Source organism: Acinetobacter sp. P1(2025) (assembly GCF_051390655.1).
In the GTDB taxonomy this organism is placed as follows: Bacteria; Pseudomonadota; Gammaproteobacteria; order Pseudomonadales; family Moraxellaceae; genus Acinetobacter; species Acinetobacter junii.
Window position 1 is genome coordinate 1 of sequence record NZ_JBPKBJ010000024.1, and the last position, 25936, is coordinate 25936.

Below are 25936 nucleotides of genomic sequence, written 5' to 3' on the forward strand. Positions count from 1 at the left end.
CAGCCTATGGAATTGAGGTAATCCCAAGCGCAATAGCAATTGGTTCTTGATGATGAAGTAGGAATTAAACATTAAACCCACGTAAGTAGGTTTAAGTAGGTTTTAAATAACGGTTTATTTGGAGCCGAATAATCAATGGAGTGAGGGTGGTGGTCGTATCACTGTTAATCTAGGTGATGACTATATAGGTTCCCATTTCTTTTCTCATGTGAGTGGCAACTCATTTGATGATTTCATTGCTAATTGTGGTACTGATTATCTCGTTCATAAGCTGTTTAAGACAAACTTCTTTATTCCTGTTACTGATACTACTGAACTGTTTGAATGTATTTCTAGAGAGTACATTGATGTTATTAAACAGGCGAGATCATCGGTAGTTTCCAAAGAGCAGCTTCGTTATCTTTACGAGGACGTTTGTGGGCGTGATTTTGTTAGTATGTTTGATCTAAGCAATCAGTTGGATCGAAGTTGTTGCGACACAATGAATGCCATATTTGGTGATGATTGGTGGTTTGAAGAACCATTTAAAAAACGTAATGATGTGTATGATTGGCAACTACAGTCGATCAAAATCATTCAGGAAAAAATTAAGGCAAATGCCGTAAAAGAAAAAAGCCAACTCGGAAGTCAGCTTTTATAAAATAAGATAGTGAATCTTATCTTTTTTCAATTTGGAAATCAAAGAATGAATCCGCCAAAGCGATTAGCTCGCTCATTTTCTGATAACCAAATTTGTGATTGGAGTTACTGCAAGGTTCGCCAAGTCGCCAAGAACAAAAGTCCCAAACGAAATCAACTTCCTTTTTACTCAGACCAACTAGAAGTCGATCATCAACATTGAAATGTCGCTCAACAACGTACTCTTTCTCTGATGAGTAAAGATACAGTGCTGTATCGTAAGAAAATTGCTTCTGAACAGAAAGGCGAGGATTTATCACAGGGAAAGACTTAGGAACGTATTTCCACTGTTTCGCAGTACATGCGAAAACAATTCCTTGACTATTGCTTAATTTCTTAAGCGCAGGGACAGTAAAGTGTTTAGCTAAATTAATAGCTGACATACCTTTATAGATAAATCGACCATTTTTGTGGTCAGGGCAACTTGAATGCACGTTCATAACCCAAATTTGAGGTAGGTCGCTGAAATTAACAACTTTTAAATCGTCAAGTACAGCTTGGGTTGAAGCGGATTTTTTTGCATTTAACTTATACATAATATATCTCCGATTGACGCTCGGATGACGAAGAAAGATACCCATTTCTTCACCATCTAACGCCAATACAAAAATGATTGAACGAAAACTTGGTGAAAAAATTTGTTGAGTAAATTCTTAAGTTCTATAATAGTTAAATAATAAAAGTTTGCAAACACTTTTTTCTGTTGTTTTATTCGCCTTTATTAAATAAAGTAATAGCACTATGCATGATGGATTGGTGCTGTATGAATATATATGAGGCGATAGAATGCTGTTCTGAATTGATCCCTTATGCACAAAGAGAAGTAAATCTTTGGCGTGTTGAACAAGCAATAGATAATAAAAAAACGTATTTCATCCCGACTGATGCTCTTAATGATCTTTATGATGATTTTTTATTTCCATTGCCTTTTAATGCTGAATTATGCGGAATTAATTTACACAATAAAGATTTTTTACATAGCTTGGTTTTGTGGAATCTTTTTGGGAAAACTATTCGGGTATCTGATCAAATCTTAAATTTTGTTTGGAATGCAGAATTTCTTGAAAGGGTGGATTCGAGTATTTTCTATAAACTCCCTTCACAGTCATTTTTTGTAGCAAGTCGGGTTGATAATTTTAGTGGGTTTTTGGCTACTTTAAACTTTATTGAAGATGATCAGGGTAAGCAATTTTATATAATTATCAATCTTTTGAATGAAAGCGGTGGGAAAGGTAAGCAGATCAATTATGTAATTCCTAGAGCGCAATCATTTAATTTATTTGAAGATATAAAAGGGCATCAATATGAAAAAACGCTATCTAAGGTTTTTTATTTGCTTCTTTATGTAGTCGATGGGTTTCAGCAAAAAACAGATATTATTAAGAAAAATGATATTTTTTATTTGGGCTTTAGGTTCGCCAATGAGTATGAGGCAAACAAGTCAATAAGTGGGTTTTGGCGTAAAGCACATTGGCATACCTATTATACGAAAAACGATGATGGTGAAGAAGAAGCTATTGTTAATTGGGTTGCCCCTGTTTGGGTGAATAAATAAAACTTATTTGTTTTTAATACCTCTATATAATAAAATAATTAATTAATGAAACGATTATGTTTTATTAATATTAATACATATATTATTTGAGAGTTTGTGAATGTCTAAGAAGTTTAGTGATATAGCTAAAATTGTAGTCCTTACCGTTGTCTTAGTATTTACTGCTTTCATTACTTATTACTGTGTTAAAAATATTATAGATCACAAGCGTGGTAATAGTGCTGTTCAAGGTAGTGCAGCACAGCAACAAATGCGATCCAAGAGTGTTTCTAGTAATGTTTGGGGTTCTTATCCAAAAGAAGCATGTGAGGCTTTTCAGCAACAAGGTTTACTCCCTTATCCTTATAAAAAAGACGAGGCTACAGGGAAGTGGATTTGTGCTACACCTGATGTTCAAATTCCTCAAACTCATGGCAATAAAACATTACAGTATCAGGCTTTAGGATCGGCTGATAAAGTTACAGAATATCGCCTAGTTCTTAAATTGGATGCTGATAAATATACGTCAGAGCATGAAGCTGTTAAGAAAGTTTGGGCGATCTATATCACCGTTCTTTTACAGCAACTATTTGGTATTAATCTGTCAGAAAATGACATGCAATCACTCGCAACATTGGAAGTGGGTAAATCATATAGTGGAAACTATAACGGTAAATTAAGATTCGTTGTTAAGTCGGAAAAAGTGGGGAACCAACAAGTTTATCAATTTGATGCTTACGGTATGCCAATGTTTAATGCGGAGTAAGGTGTGAAAAAGATTATTGTAAGTGGATTGTTTGTTCTTATGCCGTTGGTGTCCTATGCAGGGCAACCATCTTATACCCCTGAACAACAACAACAGATTGTGGGCCGACTAGCTCAAAATGCTCAACAGTCACAGCAAGAGCGTTACGATAACTCAAGTGCCTATGAAAAAAAGATGTTTGAACTTACTCGACAACGTGTAGGTGGTTATGCTGATGTTCAAACAGATCAGAATATTAATCTAGATGGTCTTACAGATGCACAGAAACAATCCATCCGTAATACCGAGCAAAATAACAAACTCGTCAAACAGGCATTGCGTGGTGATTTTGATGGTATGAAATGGCGTTAATTTTTAGGCTTCGCTTGCGCTCATAACGATTTGCGCTTCGCTTAATCTAAAAAGCAGTTTTCAAGGCAGCAAGTTCGACTTCGCTGCTTTTTTTTGTTTTTATTCCTGCACTTAAGTTGATTTTTTTGAACTTGATTATCAATACTTTTTTGTGAATTTCATTGTCTTAGTGTGGTATATATGATATAATTTTTATATAAATCAAGAGGAAGATTCCAATGAAAGCACAAGCGAAAAAAGTAGATTCAATGCCTGTTGGTGATGGGCGATCTAAGGCTCTAGATACAGCAGTTGCACAAATTAATAAGCAGTTTGGTACAAATACGATTGCTCCTTTAGGTACAGATCACGTAGAAAAAGTAGATGCAATTTCAACAGGCTCAATGACCATTGATATTGCAACAGGTGTGGGTGGCTTACCTAAAGGACGTATTGTTGAAATCTTCGGGCCTGAATCTTCGGGTAAAACCACATTAACTTTACACGTGATCGCTGAAAATCAGAAAAAAGGTGGCGTTTGTGCCTTTATTGATGCGGAACACGCCCTCGATCCTGAATACGCAAAAGCGTTAGGTGTTGATCTTGATTCGTTGCTAGTTTCTCAACCTGATAATGGGGAACAGGCATTAGAAATCGTTGATATGCTAGTGCGTTCAGGTGCAGTTGATTTAATTGTTGTCGATTCCGTTGCAGCACTAACCCCTAAAGCTGAAATTGAGGGGGAAATGGGTGATTCGCACATGGGCTTGCAAGCTCGTTTAATGAGCCAAGCATTGCGTAAGATCACAGGTAATGCAAAACGCTCTAACTGTTTAGTCGTGTTCATTAACCAAATTCGTATGAAAATTGGTGTGATGTTCGGTAGTCCTGAAACTACTACAGGTGGTAATGCCTTGAAGTTCTATGCTTCGGTTCGTTTGGATATTCGCCGTATTGGTCAGGTAAAAGATGGTGATGCAATCATTGGTAACGAAACCCGAGTTAAAGTTGTTAAAAACAAAGTTGCCCCACCGTTTAAAGAGGCTGTATTCCAAATCGTTTATGGCAAAGGTGTCAATAAACAAGCTGAAATACTTGATCTTGCTGTGGAAAAAGATATTGTAGATAAATCAGGTGCTTGGTATGCCTATAACGGTTCAAAAATCGGGCAAGGTAAAAACAACACAGTTGCTTACCTGAAAGAGAATCCTGAAATTTCTAAAGAAATAGAATCTCTTGTTTTGAAAGAGTATCTAGGCGGTAAAAAGGCGGTTGAGGCTATTGAGGTGGTAGAACAACCTGTTCTTACTATTGTTGATCCTGTAGAGCCTGTTGAGCCTGAACCAAATGCACAAAGTATTTTTGATGAACAATATGTAGAAGAAAGCGGGAATGGTGCTGAACAGCCTTTAGATTTTTAATTCTATTGGTTTTGGTGTGGTGGAAAGCGTAAGTGTTCGCTTCCCACCTTGTTTAAATTGACACTCTTGGCGTGTGACTAATTCTTTATGGCTACGTGCGTCCATTCACGATAGCCTAGCCATTTCAAACTCAAATGCTGTTTTCAATGGTGGGTTGCGATTGTTCCGACCAATCTTGGTTCACATAAAGTTTTTTTAAAGGTGATGCAAAAAAACCTTTGTGAATGAAAACCGCCTGACATAATTTCCCCTTACTGAATCGGGTTCCCAAGCCTAATTCTAAGCCTACGGTTGCACCCGCTTGACGATCCGCAGGGTTCGCTTTCGCTCAATACGATCTGCGCTTCCGCTTGATCTCAATGCGTGTTCAAAGCACTGATCCCCGACTAAAAATATAGTGAAATATCAAATACCTTTATTTTTCGTGGTTCGGGATATTGTTGTATAATGTCTTTGGTTGCTAAATTTCTAGTGACACATCACTTATGTGATTAGATGGAATTAAGTAGTTTTTCTAGCTAGAACAGCACAGTGTCATATCACTTACGTGATTAGGTGATCAGCAATAATTTTGATAGGCTCTGAAACATCGTGACATATCACTTATGTGATTAATTTTTTAGTATTTTTTTTATTTCTTTGTTGATATTGCTTGGTGATTCTAATCGGTTTATTAGTGATTGAACCAAGTTTAATAATGCAATATTTTTGAGCAAAAGATCAGTCATTTCTTTCATGTCTTGGCTCCATAAAATCTTACAATCATCATCACTCATTTCTGTTGGTAGTTGATTGCGCCATTGCTGTTGTAATGAGTAGCGCATATCAGTTGTAACTACTATTTTTTTTCGCTGTAGAAGCGTTGCTAATATGAATATGGTTTGCTTTCTTGCTTGCTCATTACTCACATCACATTTCACCATATAGCTACTTTCATTGTTGGGATTGGATGTAAGTCGGTAGGGAATATCTTTGAGATTTACATAGCTTAAGTGTGCAATAAAAATAAGCTCTTGCTGTTTTTGTACGTTTCTATCCGAAAGGCGAGATAACAACATTGTTGCGCCTTGATGCGTGGCAAAGGCGGTTAATCCTAAAAATAAGCAAACGCCAATTAAATCCTCTTTTGCATCTATTAAATTGTAGAAGTTCAATAGATAAACCAACACGGCGCAGAGCATTGTAATCAGTACCAATAAGAGCCAATAAATTGCCTTTCGCTGTTGTTCTGCATTTAGGATCATTACGGCACTCTAAGGGTTTTTCTTGATTATATTGAATTAATGCTTCGTGGGCGAGGTGTGGATTCATCTAATTGTTGAATCTCTAACGCTTTATTTTCTGCTGAATTGTAGCTCATGCGCTCATGGAAAATGATGTAGCGTCTATCATGTGGCGCACGTTGTATGCCAAAGATGATCGGCACATAAACATTAACAACACTAGGTTCTTGTTGATCTTCGCCTGATGGCTCTTGGTTGAAGATTTTTCGTTTAAAAATAATCAGTGGATCATAATTTCCATTTTTGGGAAGTTTATTGATTTGTTCATTACCAAAACGCAGAACTCGCAGTCCAACAACTTTAGCCGTGAACGTACCGTTTTGAAGATTTTGCAAAACCTCACGCATCCCGACTAAATATTCCTCATTGTTTGCAGTAAAAGAATCCTTGTCTAGATTGATCCCGCAAAAAACATGCAGGGCGATCCGACCAATATCTTTGAGAATACCGAAATTGGTTAATTTGTGATGGGGTGATACAAAGTCATTGATTGAAATGTCAGGCTCGTTTGGCATTGCGTATTCAATATTTTGGTTATAGCTATTTTTGCCTTTGTGCATTGAGCTTGATTGCTTAATCGTTACCTCATAAAGCAATTGATCATTTTCCATAATGCAAATTTTGGCGCAGCCTTCCCGCAGTAAGTTAGGTTCTTTATTTCGTAACGCATGGCTAATCCTTTTGTAGTTAGCTTCGTGTTCATTTAATACGAGAGGGCGTACATATTCCACGATGGTAGCTGCTGCACGTATTTTTCCACTACTTTCTTTAGTGTTGAGTTGGCGTTCATCAACACAGGTGATATTGCTATATCCGTAAATAAACTCAACATCGGTTTGTGATGAAATGGTTTTAGACCAATGGCTACGAAATGGTAGGTATGGCTCATTATTGTTTGGCAGGGCTACACACTTTTCAAAGCAAAGATAGGTTGCATGACGTTTATCACGTTTTTGATGTAATGGTTCTCTTGAATTTCGCCCATTGTATAGCTTAGTTACGGCTTCTTTCGCTTGAATGATTGTCTTGTATTTCTTTTCGGCTAGAAAGTCTGATGCGGTTTCATCAATACTGCTTAATCGAACACTAACATTTTCATTTGTGATTACGTCTATTCCATAAGCAACAGTCATGGCTAGATTGCTAGGTTCACTTACAATCCTTTCTACTCGCATAAAAATATAGCGGTATTGGTTTGGGCTTGAGTTGTGACTAGATGATCCTTTAGCCAACATAGCCATTTTTTGTAGATAGTCTGTCATTGCTCCAACCGTTCTATAAAGCTTGAATAGAAAATGTTTGTTTAAATAATGGTAAATTGCTTTTATTTATTTGTCTATTATATTTTTTTATCTTAACGATTATTTTGCTATTAAGAGTTTATACCCATCATTGAGTAATTTGATTTTTGATTTGATTTATGTCCTGTTATGCACAGTTATGTCCTGTTATGCGTAATTATGCTTTTGGGTTGATTTGGGTTGATTTATTTTTGTTTTCTGCTCTTTAATAATTTGCTATTATTAATGGGTGTTTTTTAGTCACTTTTGTTCTTATATATTCCTATATGTTCTTATATGTTCCCATATAACTCAATGAGTGGATAATTCAATTTTTATGGTTTATAACACTTGTGACTGTTGTTCTGTTTTTTTCGTTAAATTTCCTTGTTGGGGTTTGTATGGGTAAAGGTTTGATTCAAGAGTTTGTCCGTTCCAACCTTGATGTGTTGGTTGTTTCGGAGTTTTTTTATTGCTCTTGTTGTGGTGATCGAACAAATGAAACGCTTGTTTTTAGTGATCATCATAATGAGTGTTTGGTTTGCTCGTTCTTAACTAACACTCAACCTGATCTTTTTGGTTATCTCACAAAAAGCAGGGCGCATTCACCTGTAAGTTTTATTAACTCACTTTTGGTTTTTGAAAAAGAAAATCCATTAACTTTGGTGACAACGGAAAAATATTCAAAGAACATTCCTAAAACAGATTTAATTAATGTTGTTGTATCTAGTATTGATGATTTTATTATTGATTATTTAAACAATCCTAAATTGTGCTTATTTGTAAAAACCAACATGAAAACGCAATATTATATTAACAATATGGTTGTTTCAGATGCTAAAATACTAACAATTGTCGGTTCTAGTGGTAATGTGAATATTAATATTTCCAATTGGAAAGATTTATTGAATATTGCCAAAACTACGGACAAAGAGTTATTTCTTGCTGCTTTGAGTGTTTTTGATGAAATTGCTAAGGGAGCAGAAATAACACAAGTAAACTTTATTAAGTCTAATTACGTGTTATTTAGTCGATTAAGTGTGTTATTGGATGTTATGCCACATTCAAAATTATATATGCTTAAATTGCTTCGGAGTGTCGTAGAGCGTGGCTATTTCTAGATTAATCTTAGATGGGTGGTATTTTACGGTTAAAATAAATCGTGAAACTGATGCACATTCATCTTTGGTTCGTTGGTTGCGTGAGCGAAATCTAGGTCATTTATTTAGTGGCCAAGAAAAAAAGATATGTTACTTCACTACCGAATATAATGGTTCTATTGTTGTGCTTGCTCGTAGTTCTGTCGAGATTCAAGACCCAAGCGTGACATATAAGCAAGAGGTTGTTGATTTGGATCAACCAATTTCATTTGTGATTCGACTAAATGCAACAAAATTAAAGCGTCCACCAAATCTAAAATATGAGCAGCCGACTAAATCCTTTCAAAGTGGGGTTTTACGATCATTGGTTAGTGATGATGAATTAAATAGCCGAGTTCAAGACATTCTAGATCAAGCGGGTTTAAACCTTATTGAATACGCCGTAATTGATTCATCCAATATGCGGGTTTTTCACAAGAGTACAAAGAGTTTCATGGATTATTGCTATATGGATGTGCATGTTAAATCTAAAATTCGTAATTCGGAGCAATTTAAGACCGCATGGCAAGATGGTGTTGGCGCAAAACGAGTTTATGGCTTTGGTGCGGTTCGTTTGTTGACGGTATCTCATGGATAAGTTGCTAGAGAACTACTTAAAACTTTCATCAATGGATTTTGGAACAATGCGGTACTTTTTGGGTGGTTCCATATTTGGTTTTAATCCTAATGTGCGTGGGGCTGAAATGTTTAAATCAGTCATGGCGCACGGTGATGTTTTAGAATCTTTTTCGCATATTTACATGGTTAAATCCGCAACAGAAATTATAGATAATTACTTAAGTTTGATTCAAAAAGAGCCTGATAATTCAGATATTCATAAGCATTGTGGTTTTGATTTGTTTGGCAGCTTCTTATTTAGTGAGCGCAAAAAGTTTGAAATGAACTTTTTGATGTGGCGAAATTCAATTTTATGTTTTTGCGATCTACTCTTGCTGTACTCAAAATTATTGAGTGGTAATGAGGTGGGTGCGAGGAAAATTATTCAGCATATCATTGATAATTACCTTAAGTCGGATAAAAACCTGTATTTGCAAAATAGCGGGGTGTTCGTCTATGTGCAAGACATGATAAATACCCATATTCGAGCGAATCAATATCGGTACGTGAATGTTCCACTTGCCAATATCTTGCTGTCTTTTGTTTATATCCTAAAAGAATATGCCGACTTCTTTGTGAGTGATGATCTTGTTATTGGCCATAAGAATGCAGAGGGGCATCAAAAATACTCACTTGTGCAAATGTTTAAGGGTATGCATGAAGAAGTTGAACACTTAACGGCTCTTATTGAGATTTCAAAAGCAGGGCATTTTGACCCAATTATCCCACCGCTTAATGTGTGTTATTCCAATATACAGAAAAAACTAATATCAGATGAACATCTAAGCAAGTTTAACAAAAGTCTGTCATTGGCTTGTGATGCTAACTCATTAATCTATGGTTATTTTTTCTTATATCGTCAGGTTGTTTCTAGTTTTTTGAATAAAACCTTTCATACTGATCGGGAAAACTTTAGTTCGCAGATTGATTTTGATAGTCATCGAATCTGTAATGTTGCAAAGGATGAAAATAAAGTAGCTTTAACTGCTATTTTTGGTTCGCTTGAGAATGGCTTGTTTCAGCAACTAGAGCAGCTTAAGCCAACGTATAGTTGAGGTATATGTATGGATATTTACGCTTATATCGACCAAGCTTTTAATCCCAATGGTGTGATCGTTGGGATGGGTGGGCGTTTTGTCCAAGAGCAGTACCAATACGCTATGAATATAGCAGATGTGCTAATGAATCCCGATGGTGGTTTGGGCGTTGTTGAAGCTGAAACAGGTGTAGGGAAAAGTCTTGGCTACCTCGTACCATGTATGATTTTTTTGGCTACGCACGACATTGATGAACAAATCATTGTTTCTACATTCACTCGAATTTTACAAAAACAGATTTTAAATAAAGACCTATTGTTTGCTCAAACTGTCGTGGAAAAGCTAGGTTTGATCCCGCCAAGTAGCGGTTATCGTATGGGCCGAAATGCGTTCTTTTCTATTGAGCGAACTCGCAATGTGGTTCAGCGATTGGCAACCCGATTTTCGCACGACACGGCGTATGTAGAGCAGCTTGATCGGTTCTTGCAGTTTGCATTGGATAGCGTCACTTCGGGTAGTGGTTTGTGGTTGGATTGGTTGGATGAATACTTCCAATTTCCTGATCGTATCTCAAGTAAAGATATTTGCTTACTGTATAGCGGAACGATTGATAACCAAGCCTATATTAATCATTTAAACGCCTCTAGTGGGCTTAAATTGCTTGTTACCAACCATGCTACTGTTATTGGCAATGATAACATTTCAGAGTTCGTGGAAAGCGCATATATGCTCATTGTGGATGAAGCGCATCATGTGCCAAATCTAATGACCGAGCGCATGAACAAAACACTCCCAATCGCCCGACTAGAATATTTGTACCAATCCTGTCGATTGTTTGATTTCCCTATGGGGAACATTGCTGATGCTCGTAAAATTCTTACGGCGTGGCTTGATGTGGTGGCTCAATATGATCGTGAACATGGTGCAGATGATGATTTCTATGTCAGTTCAGGTGGTCATAAGGAATGGTTACTCCAACAAGTAGAGTACGTTAAACTTTTACTTGTTGCGTTGAATAAAATTGAGAAACACATCAATGGCTATCAATCTAATCATCAATTAAATGGTCAGCAAGTCGAGTATATAGATTACTTGCAAGAGGCGATTCATGCCCTTAGCTTTTGGGTGAGTGCTAATGATTTCTACTATCGGGCTTTGTTATTTAGTGAAAATACCCGAAATGTCAGCTTCGCCGTTGTGAACCCTGTTGCCTCACGCTTGTTTGGCCATATCTGTAAAAAACTGACTTTGCGTACTGTTATCACATCGGCAACTTTAATGGATAGTCGTGATCCTGATGCCAATGTCCCTATCGTGGGTGATTTGGGCTTTGAGCAATTGGATGTATTGAGAATGACAAGCTTATCGCCTCAAGCGTATGGTGAGATGCGTTTCGTCCTTGCTAACCGTGATTTGCCTGTTCCGACTAGCTATGATCGTGAGTTGCGCCAAAACCGCTTTAATGATGATTGGTTGGACTATACCGCAGCTATGATTAAAGAGGCTTCTAAAACAGGGGCAACTTTGGTACTGACTTACTCATTTGAGGAAAGTCGCCTCTTGAATGATCGGTTGCATGATTTGGGTGTTCAGCCGATTACTCAAATGCGAGGTCAAAAACTGTTGGAGTGCTTACCAAGTTTTCTTAACGGCGAATCACCAATACTGATCACACCTTCGGGGTGGGATGGTTTAAATATCCGTACCCATGATGATTTACAGCTTCTAAGTAATATCGTGATTACACGTATTCCTAACTCACCAAAAAATGAGTTAGAAGATTTTGTGGCCAAAGAGTACATGCTCTCTAAAAATATGCCTCTGCATGTGGTTGAGAATATTCTTTGGAAGCGTCATATCGGGTTTTGTATCCGAACCTTGCGTCAGGGCTTAGGGCGGGGCTTAAGATCGCCAAATGATAGTGTTTTTGTGTGGTTTGCTGATCCTCGTATGCCTTTATATCATTCACCAAAAGCGAAACCGCTTATTAATGCTATTCCTGTTCGATTTTTACCTGAATATGAACAGGCAGTTATATATAATTATGGCGGGCAATTTAGTCCATCTACCCCTAATTATTCTGAAATAGATATTGTGTTGTAGATGTTTTTTAAGGGAGCTTTTTTTATGCCAAGAGGTAAAGACCAAAAAGTGTCTAGAGAGTTTGAGGGGATTTTTACATCTAAAATTATAGAACATTATTCTATTGATAGTTTTTTTGACTTTTATGAGAACCGTTTAAACTTCGGGGTGAATGTCTTACCTTATATCAAAGTCCATTATGGTTTGAATCTTATCAACCGCCGTTTGATTGCCTTGATCCTGAATTATGATTTTAGTGTGACCGCTATTTTTAATTCAGTTTTTAATGCAGATCGTGATTGCAACCATGAAGATACATATTACGGTGTAGATGTTGTTAGTTTTGATGCTGTGGTTGGATTTGATGGTGCGGGTTCAGTTGTGCAGGGTTCTCAATTCGATTTTTTACTAGAAAAGATAAAAAAAGAGCCGTTTAAATGGATTGATCTTGGCATTCTTGTGAGTGCGAATGTTTTTAATTATGACTTGATACAGCACCAAATCGTATTCGGTGATATTTATAAAAAGGGTGGTGATGTATCAAGTATCGTGCTTTCAAGCTCTAAAGGGCTGTTTGCTATGCGTAAGGTTCTTGGTGTGATGCTAGAGTATGAAGCTAAGTATCGGGATATTACCGCCTACTTTCGATTTAACTTTAAAGACCTGTTAAATGGGAATTTGATCGGTGTTTACTTGAGTGAAGATTATAAACTCTATGTTTTAGCTCTTGTTGAAAAATCAAACGAACTGCTAGATTTTGAAATTAATACCGTAACTATAGAGGTTTCTAATATTGAACGTGAACTGTTAGAACACTATAGCGTTGATGAGGATGGTGATTTCCCAATAGGTCAAGAATTGGTGGATTTAATTCTGTCTATGGCGGGCAGTCAAATAGCATCTTATGTGGATCGAAATAGTTTGATTAATGCATTTGTGTTCTCAACTGATGTGGGTGTAACATGATCTTCTCGGTAATCTGATCGTCAATTTTACTAAGCCTAATAAATCAAATGAAAATAAGCCTTTGCAATTAGAGCAGCAAGATACACAACAAAAAGAGAAAGAGGCTGCAATCATCAAAGGTGCAAAAAACATCTTCATTAAGTCTGTAGCTGATAAATTAAGGATTAAGTCTTTAAGTGGTGCGAAAGTTAATGACCCTTCCGTAGAAAACTTGTGGGATTACATAGGGTATCAAATTGAACGAGATGCTTCACAAAGCTATGAGGGTAAAAAAGAACTAATCGCCGTGTCACATGCCATTTTGGATATGTATGGTGATGGATTCTCTTTACTCGCTCTTTCCGTAAGTAAGGAACACTCTATCTTCGCTAATCAGAAAAATATTGATTTAAGTAAGCAAAAGGAACTCTTTATTGAGAAGTACCGCCCTGTTATTGAACTAACGGCTCGTATGGATTGGTTGGATAAGCGCAGAAACAAAGGGCTTATTTATAGTTAATTTTATATATATCGCTCATTTGGGCGGTTCTTAATTGGATCGTCTAATCATTTTATATTGTGGTGCATCACTTATGTGATTAAAAATAGCACATACATTTTTGTGAATTTTATTGTCTTGGCGTGGTATATTGTATATAATAAAACCATGAAAAAATAATATGAGTTCGTTATGAGCAAAACAGATTTTATCGCCTCTACTAATTCGCACAGAGTTAAAGATGTTGATCTTGGTGAAATTTACTCAAAATTTATCGGTGAAGCCTTTGAAATTTTACCTTACGTGCGGGCTAATTTTGGAATTGAAGCAATTAATCCTAAAGTTGTTTCTGTTTTAATTCGTGAAGATAAAAGTCTTGTTGTTATCTTAAAGGATGGTGCAGACATTGCTTTATCCTATGCAAGAACTAAGGATGATTCTATTACTTTTGATCAGTTGGTACATAAATTTAAGTACGAGCCTATGACGTATGGCAACTTTGTTTTCTTGCTAGATGCTAATGTATTTAAATGGAATTTAACGACTGAATATCTTTACAATATAGAAGAAAATGAAAACGCTCTTAATGCACACGCAATCGAATTGAACTATGCGAAAAATTTGTCCGATCTTTTGGATGATCATTTAGCTAAAGGCGCATTGGATATAACAGCCCTTTTCCGATTTAAATTTGACAACCTATTTAATCAGAACACTTTAGCGGTTCTATTAACAAAAGAAAATGTTGTTGAGTTCATCAATGTTGAAACCATATTTAAAGATAGCTACGAGATTACAATTTCCAAGTACAGTTGTGATGTTTCAAAGGAAGTTGAGATATTCCTTAAGGCTTCTCAAATAGACCGTAATACTATGTCTAATTGGTATGATCCTGTTTTCTTGGCATTTTCTGATCGACTATCAATTCTTTTTTCAACGGATGATTTAATTAACTCTAAAGTTTTAACGGAAAACCCTCATGCCTTGCAAGCTGTTGGTGAGTTTTTCCATTGTGAGCATTCCCATGAGCAAGCTGCTGTTCATGGAATGATGACCGAACAAATGATGACAGGCTGTGTAAAGGTCATTAATTCCAATATTGTAAATAAGATACGTTCCCGCAAAATACATGGAATGGAACAATATCATCCTCAAATTAAAAATTGTTGGGACTATATCGGATTCCAAATTAGTTCAGGGGTTGGAAAGTCGTATTCAGGTAAAAAGGATTTAGAGGATAGTGCAAACGCAGTCTTTGAATCTTTTGGTGAAGTTCCAACAATGATTTTTGGTGCATTGTTAGGTGTAAATGTTTTTGATCTTGAGGAAGAAAACATGGACACCATCTTTGCAAATATGAAAAAAGATTTGCTTCCAAAAGTCTTAAAATCTCTTGAGCAACAAGCCCAAGATGAATGGGTAGAGAAGATTAATTCAAAGCAAATGCGCTTTAGTTAATACGTCCTATTTCCGCATATTGGCCCAAGTAATCTTGGGCTTTTTTGCTTTTGGCGAGTTCGCTCACGCTCAATACGATCTACGCTCCCGCTTGATCTACAACGCCGATCTCAAAGCATCACGCCCGACTTAAAATCTATGGTGAAAAGTCAGATACCATTTATTTTCATGGTTCGGGATATTGTTGTTTTTATTGATATTTCAAAATCTCTTTAAATTATTGGGGTAAATTAGGTTTATAGCCCTAAAACTATGTTTTATAATGTCTTTAGTCGCTAAAGTTCTAGTGGCATATCACTTATGTGATTAGGTGGTGTCGTCAAACTCCATTTTGAATAATTATAAAGTGGCATATCACTTATGTGATTAGGTGGAAGTTGAAGCAGCAGGTGGGGAGTCTGAAGAAGTGGCATATCACTTATGTGATTAGGTGGAGTGTAAGGGCATAACAGCAAGTGAGTATTTAGTGGCATATCACTTATGTGATTAGGTGGTTGCTAGGCATTATTTTTTAAATTTTTTTTAGTGACATATCACTCATGTGATTAGTTGGAATAGTTCTGACATTCAAAGTATTTCCATTTGTTACATATCACTTATGTGATTAGGTGGTCGTATAATATAGATTATAACAAACGCTAGTGGCATATCACTTATGTGATTAGGTGGAAACTGTCGTATCAAATCAGCATATAAAGGATGTGGCATATCACTTACGTGATTAGGTGGGAGTCAAGGAAACGTACTTGTTAGGTGCGTAGGTTGTTGAGATATATCACTTATGTGATTAAAAGCAATAAATACATTTTTGTTAATTTATCTTGTTTGGTGTGGTATATATGGTATAATTTACAGTAATAAATAAGCTCTTTTTAGGGGTTAATCATGGCTGTAAATGTTATCCAAAGTCACAATCCAAAAATCTTACTTTCTGTTTTGGCAAGTGTGGTAAATACTAATTCTGATAATTTTCTTGATGTACTTTCAAATAAAGTTGTAATCGTTCCAAATCAAGCGGTATCTAAATGGGTAACAACAGGCTTATCTCTTGAAAATGGTATTTGTGCCAATATTGAATTTGTGAACAAAATTCTTGCCTTTAAATGGAATGTATTTAAACAAGTTTTGAGTGAGCGAAAGGAAGATGTTGTCCGTGCAAACTTGCCTAAAGCGGTAATGAAACTCCGCATCTATAATGAAGTAAAACCCTATATTCTTTCTGATGATCTCTCGTTAGATGAAACGCATCCATTATTTTCATTGGTTCAGCGTATCTATGGGAAAGGTGGCTATAAACAACGTCATGCAATGCTTACTTGGCTTGCTGATGAAACGGCGACCCTATTTTCAAACTATATTCAATATCGTGGTCAATGCACCAAAGATCATCAAGGCCATGCCTGTAATTGTCGCTCAAATTGGTTGGAGCGTTGGCTGCACGATCAATCTATTGATGTTGAAAGCCTACTAAGCACCAATGAAGATGAAACAGACGAAGAAATTTCTCTTAAGCTGAAAACAGCACAACAAATTCAGCATTGGCAAAAATGGTTATGGCAACGTGTTATTCGTGACGACTATGTTCAAATCGTAGAAATTGAAAATGCGTTTTGGGATGCACTAGAAAACGAGGCAACCGCAAAGCAAGCAATTTCCCGACTTCCAAAAGAAGTTGCGATCTTCACTATCTTGGAACTACCGCCACAGCATTTGCATTTTTTACGCAGATTAGGGCAGTACATTGATATTACGATTTTCCATTACAACCCATCACAGGAATATTGGGCTGATGCTGTCGATGCACGTTTTAAAAAGAAAAAAGACCTATTAACAAAACAACGGTTCATTGATGAAAACACGGCGAAAGGCATTAAGGTTGATGATCGTGCGATTAATGCATTCTTTGAAAATTATAAAATTGCCAATGTTGCAGATAACAGAGAATCACGCCACCCATTGCTTACTCGTTTTGGTAAACAGGCACGTGACCATTTCTCACTATTAAGCGAGTTGAGTTCGGGTGAAAGTGGGGCATGGTATGACGCATTTTACTATCAGCCGAATGATAGCTTACTAGGCTTGTTCCAAAAAGATATGTTGCTTTTGAATGATCCTGTACCAAATAGCTTTCCATTAAATGAAAATGACGAATCTATCCGTATAAACGTATGCCATTCATCTTTACGTCAGCTTGAAGTCTTAAAAGAGCAATTGGTTCTTTGGTTGAATCAAGATGATAGCCGAAAAGTAGATGATATTTTGGTTCTCACACCGAACATCAAAGATGTGGAGCCGACTATCCGTAATGTCTTTGCATCATCGGCAGGGGCGAGTTCTATTCATTTGCCTGTTAAGATCACAGGTGTTGCTTCATTGAATGTTCGTAATGCTTGGGATTCGTTGGTAGGACGTATTACTTTAGGTCAGGGTGATTTTACCCATAAAGACCTGATGCAATGGTTATCTAATCCCGCTACACAGCAGTTCTATCAATTAAGTTTTGATGATGTGACCGCTATCGGTTCAATGTTGGCTGATGCGGGCTTTAAACGTGGATTAGATGAAGAACACTTAATGCAATCGTTGGGTGGTGAAGATCAGGATTTCCGCTTCACCTTTAAATATGCGATTGAACGCCTTTTACTTGGCTTAACTTTGGGTGTTCGTAATCAATTTGAGGGAATTGTGGCGTTTAATGACGTTCAATTAGAGGATAAGGGCTTAATCGCTAAACTATCTCAAATCTACTTGGATATTCAGCATCGTGCGTCATGGACTGCTACCGATCACACAGAGAAGAAACAGGCAAATGAATGGTTAGAGTTAATCATGGCCGAAGCTTTAGAATATTCTGATGCGGAAGTGGTAGGCGTTGATATTATCAATCGTGCATTACAATCAAACCGCCGTTTCCTTACCCTGAAATATCACTATAAAACGCAAGATAATCACTATAACTTGCAACATATCACTATGCCCCTAGTCTTGTTCTTAAAAGAGGTTGAGGCTGAAATTGAGCGCAATACAGAGGCAGCAGAGCCAACAGGCTTTATTACTTTCGCTGAACTAGGTCAAATCCGACCATTGCCATATAAGCTTGTGGTACTGCTTAACATGGATAGCGGGTTCTTTCCTCACCAAGACAAGCCAAAGCCATTTGATTTAATGCGCTTGCTTAAGCCTGAATTGGGTGATCGTTCACGACAAGATGATTCACAAGGGGCATTCCTTGATAGCGTAGTTCTAGCCGAGCAGGGCTTATGGTTGTTCTATAATGGGTTTGATCTAACCACAGGTCAGCAACTACCGCCCTCTATTGTGGTTCAAGAGTTCTTGGATCAATTGTCTAATGTCGTGATTGATGAATCGCAAAATGATGAACTCTACGTCAATAAAGATGGTGTCGAGATTCATAAATCACTTGCGCCGTTATACTTGATTCATCCACTACATCCATTTGACCCTAAAGGCTTTAAACAAGAGCATAAGCGTATTCAATCGGTATGGTCGAATGTTGCTAAAAACCTTGCAGGGGCAGAGTTAAATCGTGAATCATGGGTAGATTCAAGTGTTGAAGTCAATGCGGAAAAACAACACGCAATTATTCCGAGTTCGGTTTGGATTAATCAGGTTCTTTTCCCCGCTTCATTGTTCTTAAAAAGTGTAGGTGTGACTAACAACTATTTGGATAAGCAAGTCGATCAGCTTGAGCCAATCGTTTTAGACCCACTTGAAGCGCATGGTGTTCTTTCTACTTTGTTAAAGGACGATCAAGACGATCAAGTGATGTTTAGCGATACTTTGCCTGTAGGCAAACTTGGTGGTGCAGCATGGGAAGTTTCTACCCACCAAAAACAGTCGATGCAAGCTGAAATAGATTCACGAAATGGCGTTACCCGACTAGATCATGCTGTCTTTGCTATCAGCGAAGATTTAAGCCTTAAAATCGCCGTTCCATCAAATCCTAATCAATCTGAATGGGTTGCTGTTTCAGCATCAAAATCAAAAGGGGATCATGCTGCTAAGGCTTGGTTGAACTATTTGCTTTGGGTGGCGTATAGCGAAGAATCTGAAAACAAAGTACATACGGTTATTTTCCGTGATGTGATTGTTCAGTATGGCGGTGTAACCAAAGAACAAGCGCATGAATATTTGCAAAGTTGGTATCAATTATGGGTGGTTGCTCAAAAACAACCTATCGCTTTACCCGCAAAATTGGTGTTGTCTGATTTTGGCGATAAAGAATTGCAATGGGCCGACAATGTTCTTGAGGATTCATTTAAGAATGGGCTTAAGCGTAAATGGCTAAATACCTACCAAATTCCAAATGGTATCAGCCTTGATGAGGATAAATCGAACAGTCAGCATCGTGATTGGGCGTTTATTCTAAATCAGCTTAATGCAGAGGAATTGTTGGATAGCTCGTTAGATCAGTTCTCGCACCATCTATACATGCCTATTTATTCGCATGTTGGGGTTGATCGTTATCTACAGCAGGGCTAAGTTATGCAGCATAATATGTTTGTCTTTAAGGGGGATTAGATGGAAAGTTTAGTTAATGATCTAAAAGAAGTGGAAAATAAAATGAATCATTTTTTTGATCCAAACAATACGCAAGGCTTTGTTCGGCAGTTTGCAGCTTGGGTACAAAAGGAATGGTCTAGTAATTTTTTTTATGACACAGAAATAACGGAAGTTGATGGTAATCGTTTTGCTGTGTCAGTAAAAACAGATAAATCGCTTGCTGATGCTTGTTTAACTTATGCTGATTTTCTAAATGCAAATACAGGTAACTCGAATGCAACTTATCAGTCGGGAAGTGGTTTTGTTTGTGAAACCTACGATAATAAATTAGCCGATTTTTTTGGCGAAGTAAGTGCAAATAAGATCAGAGAGTTATTAGAGCTATATCAGCTAGAAGTGCCTGAAAGATACAAGGATGACTGTGATAGTGTTGCAGAAATGATCTTCATGGAATGTGTCGATTACCTTAAAGATTCAGAACTTTACGATGTGTGCGATAGCTTTGTTTGTGATTTTTCAAGTTTAGGATCAAAGGCCGAACTGTATTTGGAAAACTCAATGTTTAAAGATTACTCCATACAGGATTTTGAAAAAATATTAGCGGTGGGCGCATAACGTAATTTCTTAGCTAGGTTCTAGTCTTTAGTCGGAATGAGATTAATCTCGTTTCGACTATATTTTTAATCGGTTTTTTGAATATCGGGTGAAATTTCCATAAATTAAATAATAATGCCTTTTCTTTGAAATTTATCATTCAATATCTAAAAAAAGCTGTTTTCAAAACATAAAAATTCTTAATAAACGTGTTTTGAAATTAAATAATCGCAATATTTAATGTTTTTGAGTTTTCGTTATTTAATTCTTAGATTATCTATATTTTCTGTTTTACCAATATTTATGTTTTTTATAAAATAAAGCTATTCAGAATAAAAGAGATTTTCATTATGTTGTTCATCGAATTTAAGCAAAATGTTGAAGAAAACCTAACCCGACTTATGGATAGTTTTGAGGGCTTTGGATTCTCTTTTAATGCTGTTGAAGTTGGGGATTTGGACGACATTGATACCTTTCAAAATCTTGTGCTTGATGGTGATTGCAAAATGGATTTTGAAGATTTCAAGCGAGGCATTAAAAAAACTCTTTTTTCAGAAGATGATGACGTAAAAGTTTCTGATCTTGATTGGGATATTGTAGAAGATAATTACGAATCAGCAGTTAATAGCCTTATTGAGTTTCAAAACTTCCAAAATCAAGTTGAGGGGGCTTTTGATATAGATTCAGGTGTTGATTTAGATAATGTTGAATTACTTAATGATGAAGATATGATGAAATCTTTATTCGATAAGGCATTAAGTGAGAAAAAGATTATCCCTGTTGAAACAGATAATGAAACATATTATATACTTAATCCTGATTATGAATAATATTAAAAAGGCTATAAGTTGATTATAGCCTTTTATTTGATAGCTTATTTTGCAGTTAATCGCTGTATAAGATTTTCAATTAATTTCTTGCTTACTTGGTCGGCAATATTGTGGCTCACTTGGTCTGTCACTTTCTCAATCACCATATCAGCGACTTGCTGCATGATCTTGTCATTGATCAGCAAAACAGGATCATTTGAATCTCTAATGCTTGGTGGTATTTCGTTTAGGCTTTGCTCAAGACGATATACAACTTCGGAATTTATGGAACGACCACTCGATAGCGCAGCGAGTTTAATTCTCTTTTTTAAATCAGGTCGCAATCGTAGATTCAGTTGTTCGTCATTTTCAGCCATAAACTTTTCCTAAACTGTTTCAATATAAGCACATTATACCATTTTGATACTTTTAAAGATGTAGCAAAATGCTGACTATTCTTTTTTTAGCTCTTGTATATGTTGTTTCAGCTTACTTACCACTTCATCAACAGTCCAACTTTGACTAGAACTCATTACACCTTCCTCAATCAGAATGCCTAATACTTTTCGCATTCCTTTTTCAAACCGATCTTTGCGAACAATATTCCCATCACCATCAAATTCAAACATATCAGGTGTAAGTTTTATGTCCTTAAATTCAGGACTTCGTAGATCAAATTCAGTAACTTCACGGTTTTCGTTCATTGTGCCTTCACTTTTCAATAAAGAAATCAAAATCTGTTGCTGATGTATGAATTTTTAGGATGTGACGCAAGGCTTGTTCCTCTGTATCAAACAGCATGGAAAAGTCATCAAATTTGATCTTTTTGCCATTCGACAAGACTTGGTACTTGTATTTGTATTCGGAAAACTTAAATCCTGATAACTCTCTAAAGCTCATAAGGAAATAACTTATTAAGTTGCTGAATTAAGAGCGCATCACCGACTTTTAAGCCACAATATTTACGATCAACCTTAGTTAAATCTACATTCAAGATCGCATACGAACCATCTCTTAATTGATCGTTATTTTCAATTTTTTCAATTAACTGTTCGTCTTGTTTTATGATTTCGTTCATCTTTTTGATCTCAAAAGTGCATTCGGTGATTATAGCATTTTTTAATTTTGATAAATACATTTTTGTTAATCTATTTTTATGTTGCGGTATATTTATATACATACATTTTTGTTAATTTAATTGATATAGTGCGGTATATATTGTATTATATAATCATGTTAAACGAGATCGGAAAAGAATAATGAACTACTCTGTAGAGCCAATTCGTGACATTTCCTTAAAAGGGTTGCATTGGGTAGAAGCATCGGCGGGTACAGGTAAAACTTATACTTTATCAGCAATCATTGTTCGTGCTTTGATTGAAAGTTATTACCCTAAACAAATCATTGCAACTACTTTTACACGTGCAGCATCGGCAGAACTAAAAGACCGTGTTCGTAATCGCTTAATTGAAACATTGCGCTTCTTTGAATCTCGCACAGAGTTTGTGTTAGATCAGAACAAAGCCCATGCAGAAGAACTAAAACAAAAAGATCAGTTGTTCGCTACTTTGCTAGATAAATTTGCAGACCAAACCCTTTATGTGTGTGAGCGCATTAAGTTGGTACTTGAGCAAATGGATGAACTGTTTGTCGGTACACTCGATAGCTTTACTCAAAAAATCTTGCGTGAGTTTGCCTTTGAAAGTGGCGAAGTTGAGCGCACAGAAATCACCGATGATAAACAAGCACATCTTTTGCAAATTATTCAGACCGCTATTCGTGCATGGGTAAGCACCCAACCCCAAGACCTTGTTAATCTCATGGTTGCAGCACGTAAAATTGATAAGGCTGAAAACTACTTAAATATTGTTGAAGAAACGATTACCTTTGGTTCCGCACACCTTGAACAAAGTACAGGTGAGTTTGCCGACTTTTCTTTTAAATTAGATGCGCCGTTAGATATTGATGCGATTGAATCCGCATTATCGGTTTATCTTGATGAATCCCTTTATACAATCCTCAATAAACGTAGCTATAAAACGCCACAGGTTTTTGAAAGTTTAATCAAAGATGCAATTCCATTTTTCTTAAACAGCGTAGCTAACAATGATGTTGATACTTTGCTACTTGATCGTAATGGTTCAATCAAACAATTAACCAAATTTGTAGATCAAGTGCTGAATGCAAAGGTATTTACAAGTAAGGCTCATGCACTAAAAGATCAAATGTATGCGGATTCAATTTTCATTACGCTTAAGGCTTTATTAGATCAATATGTGTCTATTGTTGATTCGCTTGAAGTGAAGCAAAAAGAACTTGTTTTGTTTATCTGTAATCGCACGAAAGAGCAGCTTCCGCAGCGTCTTAAAGAAAAGCAAGAAACGACCTTTACAAATCAAAGTATGTCGCTTGCAAATGCCCTAAACGGCGATAATGGCGAAATCCTAGCGAAGTCTATTCGCTCACGTTACCCAATTATCATTGTTGATGAATTTCAAGATACCGACTACTCACAAGATAGTATTCTAAAGCACGTATGGCGTAATGAAGATACCTGTAATCGTACTTGTATGATTATGGTCGGGGATCGTAAACAGGCGATCTATGGCTTTCGTGGTGGCGATATGCTTACTTTCATCCAAGCCTTTAATGATGTTCGCTCTAAGCACGGTCAATTCTATTACTTGGTGCAAAATCACCGCACAGTACCCGAGCTTATTGATTCAATGAACAGCCTCTTTAACCAAGAGCCTGATTTTGGCGAACAGGTGTCCTATACCGTTGTGCAAGCAGGGGCAAAAGAACATGAAAAACTTGTCGATCATGGTGTGGTCAACCACAATCCGTTGCGAGTTTTTGCGACTGAAAAAGATCAACACAGCAATCAAATTGCGTCCAAAATTGTTGAGCTTTTAAATCTTGCCGAGCAGGGCCATATCTCATTTAATCATCAAGGCGAAAACACACCTTTATCAGAAAACGATATTGCCGTTATCGCACGTAGTCATCGTGACCTTGATGAAATTCAGTTTGAACTTGAAAAACGTGGTGTGAGCGTTAATCGTCATTCACAAAGAAGTGTCTTTACAAGCAATGTCGCAAAAGATGTGTTAGTGCTGCTAAGTGCTATTCTTGAGCCACAAGATACCTACATTAAGCGATTCCTACTTAGTCGCCTTGTGAATATGCAACTTTCCGACTTAAATAAAATCCAAAACGATCACGCTGAAATGGCGAAGATCAAAGGGCAGTTCCATAAAATTCGTGAAATTTGGGTTTCTCAAAATTTCCTTACAGCTTGGCAGTTCTGTTGTGATGCTTTCCATATCTTAGATAACGTGTCTGTATTCAAAGGCAAGGAAAGTGAGCGTGATATTCTTAATCTACGCCACATCATTGAGCTTCTAAGCCACCACAGCAACAACATGGGCTATCAAACCCTATTGGCTTGGTACAAACAGCAAATTAACTCGCCTATGTTGCGTGAATGGGAGTTAGAACGACCATTATCAACTGATGTGGGTGTTAAGCTAATGACTATCCATAAATCAAAAGGCTTAGAGTTCAAAGTTGTATTTTTAGCTAAAGCGGATAAGGATTTCAGCGACCTAAGCAATCTTAGCCATTACACAATCACCAAAAATGAAAATGGGGTTGAGCGAGTTCAACGTGCCATTGCACTAAAAGGCAATGAATCAGAAAAAGTTGAGCAAGAGCATAAAGCTCATTTGCAAGCTGAACACCTACGTCAGCTTTACGTTGCGATCACCCGAGCAAGTCACCGCTTGTACTTATGCCTAGCGGGGGAGTTAAGTGTTAAAACAGGTGTTGGTTATTGGTTGTCTAAGTCATATAGCGAAAGTGAGGGCTTTGCACTTAATAATACCCAAATTGAAAACCCAAGTGATGCCTTAAATTTTTATAGCCCATCTAAGCAAGCCAAAGCGAATACTGAACTACATATCGAACAGCCTAAGAAAACCTATTTCTTATCTCGTACATCATCTAGTTTCTCGGCTCTTACAAGTAATCACGCATCAATGGTGTTGGATGAATTGGTGGAGCAGCAGGCTTTTGATGTGCAAGATGAAAATAATCAGGTGTCTTATGATGATTCGGCAAATCAAAGCACAAGTGCGCCAATTCAAGGTATTTCTATGACCTTTCCTAAAGGTGCAATAGCGGGTACATATCTACATGAAGTATTAAGCGAAATTGACTTTCAGGACAAGGATTCTTGGGGTAAGGTGATCTATCGCCGTTTAGTTAATGATTACTTACCATTGTTGAACAAGGTTAATGCGCTGTATTTAGATATTAAAGATGATGCACAGCGTAAAGACGCAATAACAGCCGATATGGTTGAGTGGTTTTCCAACTTCATCCATAACGCAACTATGATCGGTGGTGTACGCTTGGCTGATTTAAAACAGGGTTTATATTTGCCTGAAATGGAATTTTGTTTCTCACTTGCCGACAACACATTCCATAGCGATCAACTTATATCAATTATGGCAAAGTATGGCATCCATGTACCACCAATTAATTCAGCAAAAACCGCACGTTTTTTTGTTGGATCAATGGACTTGGTGTATCAAAACAACAAACAATTCTTTGTTGCTGACTATAAAAGTAATTTTTTGGGTAGTTTATTAACTGATTACACTGATGAAAATATAGTTGAAAAAGGCATGGTTCAAAGTAGCTATTATTTACAGGCAGTTATCTACTCTGTTGCACTACATCGTTATTTATCTAAAAGATTAAGCAGTTATGATATTCAGACGCATTTGGGTGGTGTATCGTATATGTTCTTGCGGGGTGTAAGTGCTGATACAGGTGTTTTTAATTGGTTGCCTGATCATAAAATGATTCTTGAAATTGATAGCTTATTGAGCGACCAACAACAGTTTAACTTGGCATCATAGGAATAGGTTTA

General features: G+C 36.8%; 21 protein-coding genes, 1 pseudogene and 1 CRISPR repeat array. Of the genes and pseudogenes, 16 read left to right on the forward strand and 6 right to left on the reverse strand.

Annotated elements, in window-relative coordinates; translation table 11 throughout:
• The first annotated feature begins 118 nt into the window (after positions 1-118).
• Complete coding sequence (locus ACSC97_RS07845) at positions 119-640, forward strand: hypothetical protein (protein WP_436660250.1); 522 nt, start codon at positions 119-121, stop codon at positions 638-640.
• 16 nt (positions 641-656) lie between these two features.
• Here the strand turns inward: ACSC97_RS07845 and ACSC97_RS07850 are convergent, their stop codons facing one another.
• Positions 657-1214, reverse strand: a complete 558-nt coding sequence (locus ACSC97_RS07850; RefSeq protein WP_436660252.1) for a hypothetical protein — start codon at positions 1212-1214, stop codon at positions 657-659.
• Between the two features lie 227 nt (positions 1215-1441).
• On the opposite strand from ACSC97_RS07850, the gene ACSC97_RS07855 reads away from it, so the two are divergent.
• The 4 genes and pseudogenes from ACSC97_RS07855 to recA form a co-directional block, all read left to right on the forward strand.
• Positions 1442-2233 (forward strand): hypothetical protein, encoded by a 792-nt coding sequence (locus ACSC97_RS07855; RefSeq protein ID WP_436660254.1) that lies wholly within the window; start codon positions 1442-1444, stop codon positions 2231-2233.
• Between the two features lie 100 nt (positions 2234-2333).
• Entirely contained in the window at positions 2334-2978 is a 645-nt protein-coding gene (locus ACSC97_RS07860; RefSeq protein WP_436660256.1) for a hypothetical protein, read from the forward strand.
• A 3-nt stretch (positions 2979-2981) separates the two neighbouring features.
• On the forward strand, positions 2982-3329 hold the full coding sequence (locus ACSC97_RS07865) for a hypothetical protein (protein ID WP_436660258.1): 348 nt from the start codon (positions 2982-2984) through the stop codon (positions 3327-3329).
• Between the two features lie 248 nt (positions 3330-3577).
• Positions 3578-4544 (forward strand): annotated as a pseudogene (gene recA, locus ACSC97_RS07870) (recombinase RecA); the annotation flags it as partial.
• A 796-nt stretch (positions 4545-5340) separates the two neighbouring features.
• Here recA and ACSC97_RS07875 read toward each other — a convergent pair.
• Both ACSC97_RS07875 and ACSC97_RS07880 read right to left on the reverse strand, forming a co-directional pair.
• Positions 5341-5883, reverse strand: a complete 543-nt coding sequence (locus ACSC97_RS07875; protein WP_436660260.1) for a hypothetical protein — start codon at positions 5881-5883, stop codon at positions 5341-5343.
• A gap of 116 nt (positions 5884-5999) precedes the next feature.
• Positions 6000-7274 (reverse strand): hypothetical protein, encoded by a 1275-nt coding sequence (locus ACSC97_RS07880; RefSeq protein WP_436660262.1) that lies wholly within the window; start codon positions 7272-7274, stop codon positions 6000-6002.
• Positions 7275-7693: 419 nt separating this feature from the next.
• On the opposite strand from ACSC97_RS07880, the gene ACSC97_RS07885 reads away from it, so the two are divergent.
• The 10 genes from ACSC97_RS07885 (at position 7694) to ACSC97_RS07930 (ending at position 21018) form a co-directional block, all read left to right on the forward strand.
• Positions 7694-8413, forward strand: a complete 720-nt coding sequence (locus tag ACSC97_RS07885) for a hypothetical protein (RefSeq protein ID WP_436660264.1) — start codon at positions 7694-7696, stop codon at positions 8411-8413.
• Entirely contained in the window at positions 8400-9029 is a 630-nt protein-coding gene (locus tag ACSC97_RS07890; protein WP_436660266.1) for a type I-E CRISPR-associated protein Cas6/Cse3/CasE, read from the forward strand. Before ACSC97_RS07885 ends, ACSC97_RS07890 begins: the two co-directional genes overlap by 14 nt.
• Positions 9022-10104, forward strand: a complete 1083-nt coding sequence (locus tag ACSC97_RS07895; protein WP_436660268.1) for a hypothetical protein — start codon at positions 9022-9024, stop codon at positions 10102-10104. Before ACSC97_RS07890 ends, ACSC97_RS07895 begins: the two co-directional genes overlap by 8 nt.
• A gap of 9 nt (positions 10105-10113) precedes the next feature.
• Positions 10114-12189, forward strand: coding sequence for a helicase C-terminal domain-containing protein (locus tag ACSC97_RS07900; protein ID WP_436660270.1), 2076 nt, complete (start codon positions 10114-10116; stop codon positions 12187-12189).
• Between the two features lie 24 nt (positions 12190-12213).
• A complete protein-coding gene (locus ACSC97_RS07905; protein ID WP_436660272.1) occupies positions 12214-13134 on the forward strand; it encodes a hypothetical protein in 921 nt (306 codons plus the stop codon).
• A 61-nt stretch (positions 13135-13195) separates the two neighbouring features.
• Positions 13196-13633, forward strand: coding sequence for a hypothetical protein (locus tag ACSC97_RS07910; RefSeq protein WP_436660274.1), 438 nt, complete (start codon positions 13196-13198; stop codon positions 13631-13633).
• A 171-nt stretch (positions 13634-13804) separates the two neighbouring features.
• A complete protein-coding gene (locus ACSC97_RS07915) occupies positions 13805-15070 on the forward strand; it encodes a hypothetical protein (protein WP_436660276.1) in 1266 nt (421 codons plus the stop codon).
• 285 nt (positions 15071-15355) lie between these two features.
• Positions 15356-15799: a CRISPR direct-repeat array (repeat unit 29 nt; unit sequence AGTGGCATATCACTTATGTGATTAGGTGG).
• A gap of 156 nt (positions 15800-15955) precedes the next feature.
• Entirely contained in the window at positions 15956-19573 is a 3618-nt protein-coding gene (locus ACSC97_RS07920) for an exodeoxyribonuclease V subunit gamma (protein ID WP_436660278.1), read from the forward strand.
• A gap of 39 nt (positions 19574-19612) precedes the next feature.
• Positions 19613-20209, forward strand: coding sequence for a hypothetical protein (locus tag ACSC97_RS07925; RefSeq protein ID WP_436660280.1), 597 nt, complete (start codon positions 19613-19615; stop codon positions 20207-20209).
• A 329-nt stretch (positions 20210-20538) separates the two neighbouring features.
• On the forward strand, positions 20539-21018 hold the full coding sequence (locus tag ACSC97_RS07930) for a hypothetical protein (RefSeq protein WP_436660282.1): 480 nt from the start codon (positions 20539-20541) through the stop codon (positions 21016-21018).
• Between the two features lie 44 nt (positions 21019-21062).
• Here ACSC97_RS07930 and ACSC97_RS07935 read toward each other — a convergent pair whose 3' ends face one another.
• The 3 genes from ACSC97_RS07935 to ACSC97_RS07945 all read right to left on the reverse strand — a co-directional run bounded on the left by ACSC97_RS07935 (position 21063) and on the right by ACSC97_RS07945 (position 22075).
• Entirely contained in the window at positions 21063-21374 is a 312-nt protein-coding gene (locus ACSC97_RS07935) for an Arc family DNA-binding protein (RefSeq protein WP_436660284.1), read from the reverse strand.
• A 75-nt stretch (positions 21375-21449) separates the two neighbouring features.
• On the reverse strand, positions 21450-21701 hold the full coding sequence (locus ACSC97_RS07940) for a hypothetical protein (protein WP_436660286.1): 252 nt from the start codon (positions 21699-21701) through the stop codon (positions 21450-21452).
• A gap of 185 nt (positions 21702-21886) precedes the next feature.
• Positions 21887-22075 (reverse strand): hypothetical protein, encoded by a 189-nt coding sequence (locus ACSC97_RS07945; RefSeq protein WP_436660288.1) that lies wholly within the window; start codon positions 22073-22075, stop codon positions 21887-21889.
• A 181-nt stretch (positions 22076-22256) separates the two neighbouring features.
• Between ACSC97_RS07945 and ACSC97_RS07950 the strand changes: the two genes are divergently transcribed.
• Positions 22257-25925 (forward strand): UvrD-helicase domain-containing protein, encoded by a 3669-nt coding sequence (locus ACSC97_RS07950; protein WP_436660290.1) that lies wholly within the window; start codon positions 22257-22259, stop codon positions 25923-25925.
• Positions 25926-25936 lie beyond the last annotated feature (11 nt).

Bases quoted from the DNA above. Each gene is read 5' to 3' on its own strand.
- ACSC97_RS07905 (WP_436660272.1), top strand. From the start codon at position 12,214: ATGCCAAGAGGTAAAGACCAAAAAGTGTCTAGAGAGTTTGAGGGGATT.
- ACSC97_RS07900 (WP_436660270.1), top strand. From the start codon at position 10,114: ATGGATATTTACGCTTATATCGACCAAGCTTTTAATCCCAATGGTGTG.
- ACSC97_RS07915 (WP_436660276.1), top strand. From the start codon at position 13,805: ATGAGCAAAACAGATTTTATCGCCTCTACTAATTCGCACAGAGTTAAA.
- ACSC97_RS07920 (WP_436660278.1), top strand. From the start codon at position 15,956: ATGGCTGTAAATGTTATCCAAAGTCACAATCCAAAAATCTTACTTTCT.
- ACSC97_RS07930 (WP_436660282.1), top strand. From the start codon at position 20,539: ATGTTGTTCATCGAATTTAAGCAAAATGTTGAAGAAAACCTAACCCGA.
- ACSC97_RS07935 (WP_436660284.1), bottom strand. From the start codon at position 21,374: ATGGCTGAAAATGACGAACAACTGAATCTACGATTGCGACCTGATTTA.
- ACSC97_RS07860 (WP_436660256.1), top strand. From the start codon at position 2,334: ATGTCTAAGAAGTTTAGTGATATAGCTAAAATTGTAGTCCTTACCGTT.
- ACSC97_RS07895 (WP_436660268.1), top strand. From the start codon at position 9,022: ATGGATAAGTTGCTAGAGAACTACTTAAAACTTTCATCAATGGATTTT.
- ACSC97_RS07855 (WP_436660254.1), top strand. From the start codon at position 1,442: ATGAATATATATGAGGCGATAGAATGCTGTTCTGAATTGATCCCTTAT.
- ACSC97_RS07950 (WP_436660290.1), top strand. From the start codon at position 22,257: ATGAACTACTCTGTAGAGCCAATTCGTGACATTTCCTTAAAAGGGTTG.
- ACSC97_RS07880 (WP_436660262.1), bottom strand. From the start codon at position 7,274: ATGACAGACTATCTACAAAAAATGGCTATGTTGGCTAAAGGATCATCT.
- ACSC97_RS07940 (WP_436660286.1), bottom strand. From the start codon at position 21,701: ATGAACGAAAACCGTGAAGTTACTGAATTTGATCTACGAAGTCCTGAA.
- ACSC97_RS07850 (WP_436660252.1), bottom strand. From the start codon at position 1,214: ATGTATAAGTTAAATGCAAAAAAATCCGCTTCAACCCAAGCTGTACTT.
- ACSC97_RS07945 (WP_436660288.1), bottom strand. From the start codon at position 22,075: ATGAACGAAATCATAAAACAAGACGAACAGTTAATTGAAAAAATTGAA.
- ACSC97_RS07925 (WP_436660280.1), top strand. From the start codon at position 19,613: ATGGAAAGTTTAGTTAATGATCTAAAAGAAGTGGAAAATAAAATGAAT.
- ACSC97_RS07885 (WP_436660264.1), top strand. From the start codon at position 7,694: ATGGGTAAAGGTTTGATTCAAGAGTTTGTCCGTTCCAACCTTGATGTG.